This is a genomic window from Stagnihabitans tardus (assembly GCF_009925085.1).
In the GTDB taxonomy this organism is placed as follows: Bacteria; Pseudomonadota; Alphaproteobacteria; order Rhodobacterales; family Rhodobacteraceae; genus Stagnihabitans; species Stagnihabitans tardus.
Genome location: NZ_JAABNR010000002.1, coordinates 287,005 through 299,705 on the forward strand (window position 1 = coordinate 287,005; position 12,701 = coordinate 299,705).

The 12,701-nt window shown below is 67.8% G+C and carries 13 protein-coding genes, 1 tRNA gene and 1 riboswitch; of the genes, 8 read left to right on the forward strand and 6 right to left on the reverse strand.

From position 1 onward, the window contains the following. Positions 1 to 21 precede the first annotated feature (21 nt). Positions 22 to 906: an N-formylglutamate amidohydrolase gene (locus GV832_RS03030; protein WP_435531739.1), complete on the reverse strand. Its 885-nt coding sequence runs from the start codon at positions 904 to 906 to the stop codon at positions 22 to 24. A gap of 133 nt (positions 907 to 1,039) precedes the next feature. Here GV832_RS03030 and GV832_RS03035 point away from each other — a divergent pair. The 7 genes from GV832_RS03035 to GV832_RS03065 all read left to right on the forward strand — a co-directional run bounded on the left by GV832_RS03035 (position 1,040) and on the right by GV832_RS03065 (position 6,267). After that, positions 1,040 to 1,114: transfer RNA gene (locus tag GV832_RS03035), tRNA-Val, on the forward strand. 73 nt (positions 1,115 to 1,187) lie between these two features. Continuing rightward, on the forward strand, positions 1,188 to 1,313 hold the full coding sequence (gene ykgO, locus GV832_RS03040; protein ID WP_100196728.1) for a type B 50S ribosomal protein L36: 126 nt from the start codon (positions 1,188 to 1,190) through the stop codon (positions 1,311 to 1,313). A 128-nt stretch (positions 1,314 to 1,441) separates the two neighbouring features. After that, a complete protein-coding gene (locus GV832_RS03045; protein ID WP_168773344.1) occupies positions 1,442 to 2,773 on the forward strand; it encodes a Hint domain-containing protein in 1,332 nt (443 codons plus the stop codon). A gap of 13 nt (positions 2,774 to 2,786) precedes the next feature. Further along, the gene (locus tag GV832_RS03050; protein WP_168773345.1) at positions 2,787 to 3,371 is read left to right on the forward strand and encodes a glutathione S-transferase; all 585 of its coding nucleotides are present in this window, start codon (positions 2,787 to 2,789) and stop codon (positions 3,369 to 3,371) included. A gap of 202 nt (positions 3,372 to 3,573) precedes the next feature. Continuing rightward, the gene (gene petA / locus GV832_RS03055) at positions 3,574 to 4,137 is read left to right on the forward strand and encodes a ubiquinol-cytochrome c reductase iron-sulfur subunit (RefSeq protein WP_168773346.1); all 564 of its coding nucleotides are present in this window, start codon (positions 3,574 to 3,576) and stop codon (positions 4,135 to 4,137) included. A gap of 10 nt (positions 4,138 to 4,147) precedes the next feature. Then, positions 4,148 to 5,461, forward strand: a complete 1,314-nt coding sequence (locus GV832_RS03060) for a cytochrome b (protein WP_168773347.1) — start codon at positions 4,148 to 4,150, stop codon at positions 5,459 to 5,461. A 14-nt stretch (positions 5,462 to 5,475) separates the two neighbouring features. Further along, positions 5,476 to 6,267: a cytochrome c1 gene (locus tag GV832_RS03065; protein ID WP_168773470.1), complete on the forward strand. Its 792-nt coding sequence runs from the start codon at positions 5,476 to 5,478 to the stop codon at positions 6,265 to 6,267. Between the two features lie 162 nt (positions 6,268 to 6,429). Here the strand turns inward: GV832_RS03065 and GV832_RS03070 are convergent, their stop codons facing one another. The 4 genes from GV832_RS03070 to GV832_RS03085 all read right to left on the reverse strand — a co-directional run bounded on the left by GV832_RS03070 (position 6,430) and on the right by GV832_RS03085 (position 10,776). Then, entirely contained in the window at positions 6,430 to 7,131 is a 702-nt protein-coding gene (locus tag GV832_RS03070; RefSeq protein WP_168773348.1) for a thiamine ABC transporter ATP-binding protein, read from the reverse strand. Then, positions 7,118 to 8,611, reverse strand: a complete 1,494-nt coding sequence (locus tag GV832_RS03075) for an ABC transporter permease subunit (RefSeq protein WP_168773349.1) — start codon at positions 8,609 to 8,611, stop codon at positions 7,118 to 7,120. The genes GV832_RS03070 and GV832_RS03075 overlap by 14 nt, the downstream gene beginning before the upstream one ends. Then, a complete protein-coding gene (gene thiB, locus GV832_RS03080) occupies positions 8,587 to 9,552 on the reverse strand; it encodes a thiamine ABC transporter substrate binding subunit (protein WP_168773350.1) in 966 nt (321 codons plus the stop codon). Before thiB ends, GV832_RS03075 begins: the two co-directional genes overlap by 25 nt. Before the next feature lie 39 nt (positions 9,553 to 9,591). Beyond that, positions 9,592 to 9,692, reverse strand: a riboswitch (TPP riboswitch). Positions 9,693 to 9,726: 34 nt separating this feature from the next. Beyond that, positions 9,727 to 10,776 (reverse strand): hypothetical protein, encoded by a 1,050-nt coding sequence (locus GV832_RS03085; RefSeq protein WP_168773351.1) that lies wholly within the window; start codon positions 10,774 to 10,776, stop codon positions 9,727 to 9,729. A 111-nt stretch (positions 10,777 to 10,887) separates the two neighbouring features. Between GV832_RS03085 and aroC the strand changes: the two genes are divergently transcribed. Further along, positions 10,888 to 11,988, forward strand: coding sequence for a chorismate synthase (gene aroC / locus GV832_RS03090; protein ID WP_168773352.1), 1,101 nt, complete (start codon positions 10,888 to 10,890; stop codon positions 11,986 to 11,988). A 20-nt stretch (positions 11,989 to 12,008) separates the two neighbouring features. On the opposite strand, the gene GV832_RS03095 is transcribed toward aroC, so the two are convergent. Continuing rightward, on the reverse strand, positions 12,009 to 12,695 hold the full coding sequence (locus GV832_RS03095) for a helix-turn-helix transcriptional regulator (protein WP_168773353.1): 687 nt from the start codon (positions 12,693 to 12,695) through the stop codon (positions 12,009 to 12,011). Positions 12,696 to 12,701: the final 6 nt, after the last annotated feature.

A 12,701-nucleotide genomic window follows, 5' to 3' on the forward strand; every position in this document is an offset into this window, starting at 1 on the left:
GGGCCTTTATGTCGGCCGGGGTCACTCTGCCGCCAGACTGACACGTTCCGCGCCGATCTGGACCAACTTTTCCGTGACCCGCGCCATGCGCAGGCAAAAGGCCGAGAAGGCGGGCAGGGGTTCGACCCGGCGTTCGTCCAGGTAGAGCGAGCGGTCGATCTCGATCTGCACGACATGTTTGCGGCTGACCGGGTGGCCATAGGTCTGGGCGATATAGGCTCCGGCGAAGGGCGAGTTGCGGGCGGTGCGGAAGCCTTCGGAGCGGAAGATTTCCTCGATCTGGTCGACGAGGCCCCGGTCGGCGGCGGCGCCGAAGCGGTCGCCCAGCACGACCTCGGGCAGGGGCTGGCCGGGGCGGGCATGGCTTTCGATGGCCTCGTGCGGCATGGAGTGGCAGTCGAGGAGGATCGCCTCGCCGAAGCGGCGGTGGGTCTGCGCCAGGAGGCCGCGCAACTGGTCGTGCCAGGGATGCCAATGGCGCGCGATGCGGTCGCGGGCCTGGGCGAGCGGCAGCTTGCCCGCATAGATCGCGCGGCCCCCGGCGACGACGCGGGGAATCACGCCCAGGCCCGAGGAGATTCGCGGATTGTGCGCCGGGCGCGAGACGCCCTCGATCACGGCGGGGTCCAACTCGTCTGCCCCCCGGTTCAGGTCGATATAGGCCCGCGGGGCCCGGGCGAGAATCAGCGGCGCCCCCATCAAGGGCGCGCGGGCGAAGAGCCGGTCGACATAGGCATCCTCGGAGGAGCGCAGGTGCAGGGGCGAGAGCACGCTGGCGGCCAAGAAATCCTGGGGGTAGTCGCGCCCGGAATGGGGCGAGGAAAAGACCACGCTCGTGGTGGTCTTGTGCGGGCTGATTAGCCTGAAAGCCTCACCCTCGAGGATATGTTCGCGCATGCCGTCCATGTTTTTCACCATAAGCCTTAAATCTGGTGTGGAGAAAGCCCTTGAACACCCCCGCGACTCTCTTTATAGCCACCCCACATTCGCGGTTCAGCCGCCGGATCGGCAACGAAACGGGGCAGAATCACCGAAGAGTGGGCGGTTAGCTCAGCGGTAGAGCACTACGTTGACATCGTAGTGGCCACTGGTTCGATCCCAGTACCGCCCACCATTTCGCCGTCATCCTCGGGTGGCAAGGGTTTCAACTGGCGCGACGACGCGCCGCGACAAAAGGGGAGTGGACCATGAAGGTTGCCAACTCGCTGCGTTCGCTGAAGACGCGTCACCGCGATTGCCAGATCGTGCGCCGCAAAGGCCGCGTTTACGTGATCAACAAGACGCAAAAGCGCTACAAGGCCCGTCAGGGCTGAGTTTTCAGCGCAAAGCATCCAAGGGCCGCCCGGGAAACCGTGGCGGCCTTTTGGTTTTCCCGCCCCCGGGTCGCATTCACCCCCGCTTAAGGCTCCTGCGGCATCTTGCCGGGTGAAACGGAGCGGTCATGGCGACGATTGATGGCGGTGCGGGCGATGACAGCCTGGCGGGCACCTCGGGCAGCGATACCCTGACGGCCTTGGCCGGCAATGACACGGTCCTGGCCGGGGCCGGGTCGGATTCGCTTTGGGGCGGCGCGGGCAACGACCTCCTTTACGGCGGCGATGGCAGCGACACGCTGATGGGCGAGGCTGGCGACGACAGCCTGGACGGCGGGGCCGACAACGATTCCATCGTCGCCGGCCTGGGCGATGACCGCGTCCAGGCCGGGCTTGGCGAGGACACGCTCTATGGCGACGAGGGCGCCGACAGCCTGCAGGCCGATGCGGGCAATGACCTGGTCTTTGCCGGGGCGGGGAACGATTCCCTTTACGGCGGGGCCGATGACGACACGCTTTACGGCGGCACCAACGACGACCTGGCGCTGGGGGGCGATGGCAACGACCTGATCTATGGCCAGGAGGACAATGACACGGTCGGGGGCGGGGCGGGCGACGACCGGCTTTACGGCGGGCAGGGCGCCGATGTCTTCGTGACGGGCGCAGGGGCCGGGGTCGAGGTGATCGAGGACTATACACCCGGAGACGGCGACCTCATCGCCATCGACTATCCCGGGATCACCAGTTTCAGCCAGTTGCAGCCACTGATGTCCGACGATGGCGCCTACGGCACGCTGATCACCTTTCCCGATGGCGGGGTCACGCAGATCCGCTGGACCGCGCCGATCCATCTCTCGTCGGCCAATTTCGTCTTTGGCGCCGGGCCGGTCTGCTTCCTGGGCGGCACGAAGATCGACACCGACCGGGGCCCCCGCCCGGTGCAAGAGCTTGCGCCCGGCGACCTGGTCCTGACGCGCGACCATGGGCTCTTGCCCCTGTTGCACCTGTGCCGCGCGACCTGGCGCTTTCGGCCCGGGCCGCACCGGATGAAGCCCATCCGCCTCGCGCCCGGAGCCCTGGACTCCGGCCTGCCCGCCTGCGAGCTCATCGTCTCGCCCCAGCATCGCATCGCCTGGCCGCCGCTGGAGCCCCGCGCCCTGGTGCCTGCGCGGCATCTCTTGGGGCTGGAGGGGGTCAGCCAGAGGCCCGGCTGCCTGCGGGCGCGCTATTTCCACCTGCTTCTGCCCTGCCATGCCCTGGTCCGGGCCAATGGCGCCTGGGCGGAATCGCTGCTGGTGACCGAGGCTGGCCCGCGCATTCCCTTCCTGCCGCGCGGCCTGGCCCCCGTGCCCATGGCGCCCGCCTTGCCCCTGGTCCGCGCGACCTGGCAGGCCGAGGCGCCGCCATTGGGGCTTCCCCCGGAGCCGCGCCTTGTGCAGGATGACCGCGCCCCCGCCTGACGGAGAAAGCCGGATGAAGCTCTTCTACTCCCCCACCTCGCCCTTCGTGCGCAAGGTCTCGGTCCTGATCCTGGAGACCGGCCTGCAGGTCGAACGCATCCCGGGCTCGGGCACGCCCCTGGACCCGGGCCAGGCGCCCATCGCGCAAAACCCCCTGGGCAAGGTGCCGACCCTGCTGACCGACGAGGGCCAGGCGATCTTCGACAGCCGGGTGATCTGCCGCTATCTCGACGACAAGGCGGGCGCGGGGCTTTACCAGCCCGACACCTGGGCCATCCTGACGCAAGAGGCCCTGGCCGATGGCATCCTCGAGGCCGCACTCCTGATGGTCTACGAGGGCCGCCTGCGCCCCGAGGAGCTGCGCTTCGCCCCCTGGGTCGAGGGGCAATCGGCCAAGATCGACCGCGCGTTGGACCTTTTGGAGACCGCGCCGCCCGAGGGCGCCTTGACCATGGGCCAGATCGCGCTCGGCTGCGCGCTGGGTTACCTCGACTTCCGCCATGGCCCGCGGGACTGGCGCGCGCGCCGCCCCCGCCTGGCCGCCTGGGCCGAGGGAATCGCCGCCCGCCCCTCGATGCTGGCGACGCTTCCGGCCTGAGGCCAGGGCAGACCCCCAAAGATGGGGGCGCGCCTTGCCATCGCAAGGCCACAGCTTGAGGAAATCTTCATGAAACCGGGCCTATGACCCTTTGTCCGCTGGACCTTGCGACATTCCTTGTCTAAAACCCGGCGCGCAAGGCTGCGTTTGACGCGGCCTCTCTTGGCATAAGGCCGTCAAGGTCACGGAAGGGAGAACATCGGTGTCACAACCAGACGATCACGCAGGGAGCCGCAGGGATTTCCTGTATTACGCCACCGCCGGAGCTGGTGCCGTCGCCGCGGGTGCCGCGGTCTGGCCGCTGGTGAACCAGATGAACCCCTCGGCCGATGTCCAGGCCCTGGCCTCGAGAGAGGTCGATATCTCGGGCCTCACCGAGGGCACGCAGATCACCGAGCTGTGGCGCGGCAAGCCGGTTTTCATCCGCTACCGCTCCCAGGCCGAGATCGACGCCGCCCGGGCGACGCCCCTGGCCGACCTGGTGGACACCAAGGCCGAGAACGACAACCTGACCCCCGAGGCCCAGGCGACCGACGAGAACCGGACGCTGGACCCCGAGGGCAAGTGGCTGGTGATGATGGGCGTCTGCACGCACCTCGGCTGCGTGCCGCTGGGCGATGGCGCGGGCGATTTCGGGGGCTGGTTCTGCCCCTGCCACGGGTCGCACTACGACCAGGCGGGCCGCATCCGCAAGGGACCGGCGCCGCGCAACCTTCAGGTTCCGGTCGCGTCCTTCGTGAACGAAACCACGATCAAGCTGGGCTGAGGGGGGAACAATGGCTGGTATTCCGCACGACCACTACGAACCGAAGTCGGGCTTCGAAAAGTGGCTTCACTCGCGTCTTCCCATCGTCAGCGTCCTTTATGACACGCTGATGATCCCGACGCCCAAGAACCTCAACTGGATGTGGATCTGGGGCATCGTCCTGACCTTCTGCCTTGCCTTGCAGATCGTCACCGGCATCGTCCTGGCCATGCATTACACGCCCCATGTCGACCTGGCCTTCGCCTCGGTCGAGCATATCATGCGCGACGTGAACGGCGGCGTGATGCTGCGCTACCTGCATGCCAACGGCGCCTCGCTGTTCTTCTTCGCCGTCTATATGCACATCTTCCGCGGCCTCTATTACGGCAGCTACAAATCCCCGCGCGAGGTGACCTGGGTCATCGGCATGGTGATCTATTTCCTGATGGTTGCGACCGCCTTCATGGGCTACGTCCTGCCCTGGGGCCAGATGTCCTTCTGGGGCGCGACCGTGATCACCGGCCTCTTCACGGCCATCCCGGGCGTCGGCGCCTCGCTGCAAGAGTGGCTTCTGGGTGGTTTCGCCGTCGGCAATGCGACGCTGAACCGCTTCTTCTCGCTCCACTACCTCCTGCCCTTCGTGATCGCGGGCCTCGTGGGTCTGCACATCTGGGCCTTCCACACCACGGGCAACAACAACCCGACCGGCGTTGAAGTGCGCCGCACCTCGAAGGAAGAGGCCGAGCGCGACACGCTGCCCTTCTGGCCCTATTTCGTGATCAAGGACCTCTTCGCGCTGGCCGTCATCCTGACGCTGTTCTTCGCGGTCGTGGGCTTCATGCCCAACTTCCTGGGCGAGCCGGACAACTATATCCAGGCCGACGCGATGAAGACGCCCTCGCATATCGTGCCGGAATGGTATCTCCTGCCCTTCTATGCGATCCTGCGGTCCTTCGACAGCACGGTCTGGGCGGTGCAACTGGTCGAGTTCGTGACCTTCGGCATCGTCGACGCCAAGCTCTTCGGCGTGCTGGCCATGGGTGCTGCGATCCTGGTCATGGGCCTTGCGCCCTGGCTGGACACCTCTTCGGTGCGCTCGGGCCGCTATCGTCCGATGTTCAAGGCCTGGTTCGCGCTTCTGTGCATCGACTTCGTGGTCCTGGCCTGGGCGGGCAGCCAGTTGCCCACCACCTTCACCTCCTGGGTGGGCCTGATCGCCTCGACCTACTGGTTCGCCTACTTCCTGGTGATCCTGCCGCTCCTGGGCGTGCTGGAGAAGCCGACGCTGGCCCCGGCCACGATCGAGGAAGACTTCAAGTCCCACTATGGCAACCCTGCCGAGTGATGAAAGGGAAGATGATGATCCGCAAATTCGCCATCGGCGCCCTTTCTGCCCTGGTCCTGGCCACCGGTCCGGTCCAGGCCAACGAGGCCGGCCATATCGAAGACATCGCCTTCTCCTTCGAAGGCCCCTTCGGCAAGTTCGATGAACACCAGCTGCAACGCGGCCTTCAGGTCTTTACCGAAGTTTGCTCGGCCTGCCACGGGCTGAAGTTCCTGCGCTTCGGCTCGCTCTCCGAGCCGGGCGGCGTGGGCCTGACCGAAGACATGGTCAAGGCCTATGCCAAGGGCTTTACCGTCATCGACCCGGTGACCAAGGAAGAGCGCGAGGCCACCCCGGCCGACCGCTTCCCCGAGAACACCGGGGCGGGCGCGCCTGACCTGTCGGTCATGGCCAAGGCCCGCAAGGGCTTCTCGGGGCCCCATGGCCTGTTGATCAACCCGCTGTTCCGCGGCGTCGGCGGGCCGGAGTATATCTACTCCATGCTCACCGGCTTCACCGGCGAGACCAAGGAACAGGCCGGCACGGTGCTTTACGAAAACAAGGCCTTCCCGGGCGGCTGGATGTCCATGCCGAACGAGGCTCTGGTCGAGGGCGCCGTCACCTATGCCGACGGCACCGAGGCCAGCCTGCACCAGATGTCCGAAGACGTTTCGGCCTTCCTGATGTGGGCCTCGGAGCCCCGGATGATGGTCCGCAAGGAAAGCGGCATGAAGGCCGTGCTGATCCTGGGCCTGTTGTCGGTCATGCTGTATCTGACCAACAAGCGCATCTGGTCCGGCGTGAAGGGCAAGAAGAAGCACGCCTGAACGCGGCTTTGACGCAAAAGAAGGAGGCCCCGGGTCAAGCCCGGGGCCGCTTTGCTTTTGCGGGGCCGTTGCGATCGAGGCCCGCAGGAGGCGGCGGACCGGTTTTGCCGAAGCCCCCCACAGGCGCGAAGCTGCCCCGGGCTTGACCCGGGGCCTCACCCCTCACCCCAGGTAGGCGCGCAGGGCCGGGGGCGGGTCGGCAAAGATCGCCCCGGTCTCGACCGGCGCATCGGCCAGCCCGTCATGGACCAGCACCACATGAGAGGCAAAGCGGCGGGCATCCTCGGGGTCATGGGTGACCATCAGGACCGTCGTGCCCGCCTCCGCTGCCAGTTCCGCCACCAGCGCCAGGAGGTCGGCCTTCAGCGCGGGGCCAAGCGCGGAAAAGGGCTCGTCCAGGGCCAGGATCGGGCGGTTCTGCAACAGGACCCGCCCCAGCGCCGCCCGCCCCTGCTGGCCGCCCGAAAGCTCGGACGGCCGCCGCGTCTCCATCCCGCCCAGGCCCAGCCGCTCCAAGACCGCGCTGATGCGGGCGCGCTGATCGGGGCCGAGCCGCAGCCTTGGGTTCAAGGCCAGGCCAAGGTTCTGCATCAGCGTCAGATGGGGGAAGAGGTTCTGATCCTGGAAGAGCATCGCCACCGGCCGCTCCCCGGGCTCCAGCCCGCCGATCTCCTGTCCCTGCCAGAGGATAGACCCCATGGCCGGCACGAAGCCCGCCAGCGCCATGAGGAGCGTCGACTTCCCCGCGCCCGATCCGCCCAGCACCGCCACCCGCGCCCCCCGGGGCAGGCTGAACCCCGCCCGCAGGCGAAAGGCGCCTTGGGTCACCGTCATGTCGAAGCTCAGCCCGTCACTTGGCGCCATGGCGGCCTCCGAGGTCGAAAAGCGCGAAAAGCGCGAAGGAGAGGGTGACAAGGACCAGGGCCGCGCCCGCTGCGGCCTCCATCCGGTAGGCGCCCGCCAGGCGCTGGATCACAAGGGGCAGCGTGGCCTGGGTCTGGTCGGCAAAAAGCGCGATGGTTCCAAGGTCGCCCATCGACAAGGCCGCCGCGATCCCGGCGCCAAGGCCCAGGGGCCGCGAGAGGCGCGGCAGGGTCAGGTAGCGCAGCCGGGCGAGCCCCCGCAGACCCAGGGCGCGGGCCAGGCGGTCGTAATCCAGAAGCAGCCGCCGCACCTCGGGCAAGAGCATCCGCGTGACGAAAGGCAGCGCCATCAGGGCATTGGCCAGCATGGTGACGGGCAGCGCGACCTCTTCGGGCCGCACCAGGGGCCGCAGGATCAGGAACCAGCCGGTCCCCAGCACCAGGCCCGAGGCCACCATGGGCCACATCGCCGAAAGCTCGGCCCAGCGACTGCCCCGTGCCGCCGCCAGCGACAGGGGCAGCGCCGCCAGCACCGCCAGCGCCGCCGAGGCAAGCGCGGTGGCGACCGACCGCCCCGCCGCTGGCCAGACCTGCGCCGGAAGGGAGGCCAGCGCGGGCAGGCCCTCGATCAGGACGGCGGCCAAAGGCAGGGCCAGGAAGACCGAGGCCGCGCCGATCACCAGGCCATCGACCAGCCGCCCCTGCCTTTGCGGCGGGGCGGGCAGGTCCAGCCCCGCCCCGGGCTCCGGCAAGGCAAAGCGCGCTGCCACCAGCACCGCGACCGAGGCCAGCCCTGCCTGCACCATGGCCAGCGCCGCCGCATGGCCAGGGTCAAAGTCGAAGCGCAGGGCCTGGTAGATCGCAAGCTCGACCGTCGTGGCGCCGGGGCCTCCGCCCAAGGTCAGGGCGATGACGAAAGAGTTCAGGCAGATCAGGAAGACCGCCAGCAGCGCCCCGGGCAGGAAGGCGCGCAGCATCGGCGCCTCGACATGCCGGAAGCGCGACCAGGGCGGCAGGTTCAGGCTGGCGGCCAGCCGCAGATGCTCGGAGGGGATGCGGTGCCAGCCTTGGCAAAGGATGCGGGTGGCGAGCGAGAGGTTGAAGAAGACATTGGCCAGAAGCACCCCGGTCAGCCCGTAAAGCGGGAGGGGCTGGCCCTGGGCGGTGCTGAACCAACCGCTGCGGCCGTAGACGGTGATGATCCCCAGCACGGCCACCACGGTCGGCAAGAGAAAGGGCGCGCCAAGGGCGGTCAGCAGGAGGCCGCGCCCCGGAAAGCGCCGCCGCATCAGCGCGCGGGCCAGGGGCACAGCCAGGGCGCAAGAGATCAGCGCCGAAAGCGCCGCCTGGGTCACGGTAAAACGCAGGGCAGCACCATCCGCCGCCCTGAGCGTCAGGCCCGATTGCAGGGCCAGCGCGGCCAAGGGCGCCGCGACAAGCCCTGCCACCGCCAGGCTTACTGCGCGAGCGCCGCTTGCCATTCTTCGATTGCCTTTTGCCGCAGCGCCTCGGCCTCGGTGGGGGAGAGAAGCAGCGATTTGGCGGGCTGGATCAGGGTCTCGAAGCCCTGGGGCAGGGGGGCGGATTGCGCCGGATACATCCAGTTCGTCGTCGGAATCACCGATTGCGCTTCGGTCCCCGCCAGATAGGCCAGGAAGGCATCGGCCAGTTCGGGGTTCGGGGCCGCCTTCAGCTTGCCCGCGACCTCGACCTGCATGTAATGCCCCTCGTCGAAGAGCGCGGCGGTCTTGGTGTCGTCGTTTTCCGCGATCAGGTGATAGGCCGGAGAGGTCGTGTAGCTCAGCACCATATCCGCCTCGCCCTTGAGGAAGAGCCCGTAAGCCTCATCCCAACCCGGCGTCACGGTGACGATATTGTCGGCCAAGTCCTTCCAGACCGAACCCGCCTCATCGCCATAGGCCGCCTTGACCCACATCACCAGCCCAAGGCCGGGGGTGGAGGAACGCGGGTCCTGGATCACGATCTTCAGGTCGGAGGCCGCAAGGGCCTTGAAATTCGCAGGCGGGTTTTCCAGCGATTTCAGGTGGACGAAGGCGAACCAGCCCCAGTCATAGGGCTGGAACTCGGTGTCCGCAAAGGGCACGGGCAGGGTGTTCGGCTGGGCCGCGATGGGTGCGAAAAGCCCCGTCGCGCGGGCGGCCTCGACCAGCGAAGTGTCGAGCCCCAGCGCCACATCGGCCTCGGACCCCGCGCCTTCCATCTTCAGCCGAGACAGGATCGCGCCGCCGTCTCCGGCCGCGATATAGTTCACTTTGCAAGCGCAAGTGGCCTCGAAACCCTTGGCGATGGCCGGGCCCGGGCCCCATTCGGCGGTGAAGCTGTCATAGGTCAGGACATTGAGGACAGGCACCTCCGCCAGGGCGGGGGTGGCCAGGAACGCCAGTGCAGGAAGGATCTTCATATTCTCTCCATTCGTGCAGCGGGCGGGAATGGAGGGGCACGACAGCGCCCTTACCTTCCCTCCGCCGGTATGATCCGGTTCAGGTTCAACGGGTCCGCATCGCTGCATCTCAGGCCGAAAGGCCACCCCGAGGTGAGACTGAACATAGGGGAAAGGGCGTCGAAGGCAAGGGGGTCAGGGCTTGCGCAGGAATGGCGCTGCCATGTCGGGGGGCAGGTGCTCTTCGGCCAGGGCCCGGGCACGGGCGCGCTGACCCCGCCGCATCAACATGGTGCAGCACATGCGAAGCGTGGCGCTGCGCCGCAGGACTTCATCTCCCCAGTCCATGCGCGGGTCAAGGACCACCCCGATGAACCGCTCCAGCCGTTCCGTCCCCTCGCCAAGCACTTCGGGCTCTTCGAGGCATGCGCGGGCCAGTCTGGACAGCAGTCCGGGCGCCACCGTGGCAAGATCGAAAGACGGCGCCGTCACCTTGTCCAGCATCGGGCGGAACCAGTCCCCCTCGGTCGGAGTGGCCGCCAGGTCCAGGGCGTGCATGACCTTGCGGATCGCGGCCAGATCGGGCTCTCCGGTTATGACCTCGCGCAGGATGGTCTTGAGCGGATAGACCTTGTTCAACAGCGGTCCGCTGGGATGGCCCGACCCCGGCACCCCGATCAGGGTCAGGCTGGTCAGGGTCGCGATTCGCGCCGCATGGGGGCTGTCCAGGCGGTCGGAAGGGTCGAAGAACAAGAGCCCGCGCAGGTTCTGCGAGATGCCCGAAGCGATGCGGTCATGGTCTTGCGACAGGCCGGGGCGGTCTATGACATAGCGGCGGTCGCCGATCATGTCCGCAAAGGGCGGAAAGGGCGTCGATTGCGCCGAGATGGCCAGAACGTAATCGGCCCGCAGCAGGGGGGCGAGGTTGATGGCGGCATAGCCGCCCATGCTGCTGCCGTAGGTCACCAGCCGCTCGGTCGGAAAGCGTGCGCGGATCGTCTGGGCCGCTGCCTCGGCCTGAGGCCCCAGGTACCAGTTGTTGCGGTTGACGAGGAAGGACACGACATGCGCCGGAATGTCGGATTCGGCGACCGACGCCGGGATGAAAGGGGGCGGGAACTCGCCGGGCGGAGGCTCGGTCCCCGGTCTGAGGCGATACTGGAAACCCACGACGACGGTCTGGGCCCCCGGATGTTCGTGGAGCACGACCTTGAAGGTCTGGTCGTCGTAGAGGACTTCCGCCATTCGGCCTCCGTGAAATGCCACCGAAGGCTCACCCTCGCTGTGACCAATGTCAACCCTGCTTCCCTTGCCCCGCGCTTTCGCCTAAACCCGACCCCGCAGGAGGCCCGCCCCATGTCGTTGAACAGCTTTGGTCATGTCTTGAAATTCACCACCTGGGGCGAGAGCCATGGGCCGGCCATCGGTGCCGTGGTCGATGGTGTCCCGCCGGGGATCGCCCTGTCCGAGGCGGACTTGCAGCCCTGGCTGGACAAGCGCAAGCCGGGGACCTCGAAGTTCACGACCCAGCGGCAAGAGGCCGATGCAGTGCGCATCCTCTCGGGCGTGTTCGAGGGCGTGACGACGGGGACCTCGATTTCGCTGATGATCGAGAATACCGATCAGCGGTCGAAGGATTACTCGGCCATCGCCCAGGCCTTCCGGCCGGGTCATGCCGACATCACCTATCACCAGAAATACGGGGTGCGGGATTATCGCGGCGGCGGGCGGAGCTCTGCGCGCGAGACGGCGAGCCGCGTGGCGGCCGGAGGGGTCGCGCGGGCGGTGCTGAAGGCGCTGCTGCCGGGGCTGACGATCACGGGTTACATGGTGCAGATGGGGGTGAAGGGCATCGACCGCAGCCGCCTTGACCTTGCGACCGTGGGCGACAACCCCTTCTGGTGCCCCGATCCGGTGGCAGCGGCGGACTGGGCGGAGTATCTCGACGGCCTGCGCCTGTCGCACAACTCAGTCGGCGCGGTGATCGAGGTCGTGGCCCATGGCGTTCCGCCGGGCCTCGGGGCGCCCTTGTATGGCAAGCTGGACTCTAACCTGGCCTCGGCCATGATGTCGATCAACGCGGTCAAGGCGGTGGAGATCGGCGACGGCATGGCTGCGGCTGGGCTCACCGGGGTGGAAAACGCCGACGAGATCCGCATGGGGCCGAATGGGCCCGAGTTCCTGAGCAATCATGCGGGCGGGATCCTTGGGGGCATTTCCTCGGGTCAGCCGGTGGTCTGCCGGTTCGCGGTCAAGCCGACCTCCTCGATCCTGACCCCGCGCCGGACGATCGACCAGACCGGCGCCGAGATCGACCTGGTGACCAAGGGCCGTCATGACCCCTGCGTCGGCATCCGCGCCGTCCCGGTGGGCGAGGCGATGATGGCCTTGGTCCTGGCCGATCACCTTCTCTTGGACCGCGCCCAGACCGGGGGCTTGCGCGGGCGGATCGGGTAGACCCGGGGTAAACCCCGGGGTCAGCGCCCGGCCTTCAACTGCGCCACGAAGTCGCGCAAGAGCGCCACCCGGCGGGGGCGGAAGCTGTCGGGCGTCATCACGACGCCCTCCAGCGCCTCCAGCCGAAAGCGGCGGAAGTCCTGGCGCAGGGTGCAAAAGGCCAAAAGCATCAGCGTCCGGTCCAGGAAGACCACGGACAGGGGCCAGAGCACGCGCTGGCTCTGGGTCCCCTCGCGGTCGGTATAGGCCACGGCAATCGCGCGCTCCTCCCAGATCGCCTCGCGCAAGAGCGGCAGGCAGTCGGGCACCGGCGGGCGGCGTTCGAAGCGGTAGAGCTGGCTGGCGGCGTGCAGCGCCTGGCGCTGGACGCGCTCGGGCAAGGTGGCGATGATCTTGGACTGCGCGGCCTCGGCCGCCTTGACCAGGGCCGGATCGCCCGCAAGCCGCACCTCGGCGAGGCCCAGGACCAGGGCCTCGATTTCCAGCCTTGTGAACATCTGCGGCGGCAGGGCGGGGTCTTCGGTCAGGGTGTAACCCAGGCCCGGCTCGCCATCGATCAGGGCGCCCCCGGCGCGCAGGGCGGCAATATCACGATACAATGTCCGGGCAGAGACCTCGGTCTCGGCAGCAAGGCGCTCTGCCGTCACCGGCTGGGGCAGGCGGCGGATGGCAGACAAGAGGCGAAGGAGGCGGTCAGCGCGGGCCATGCTGAC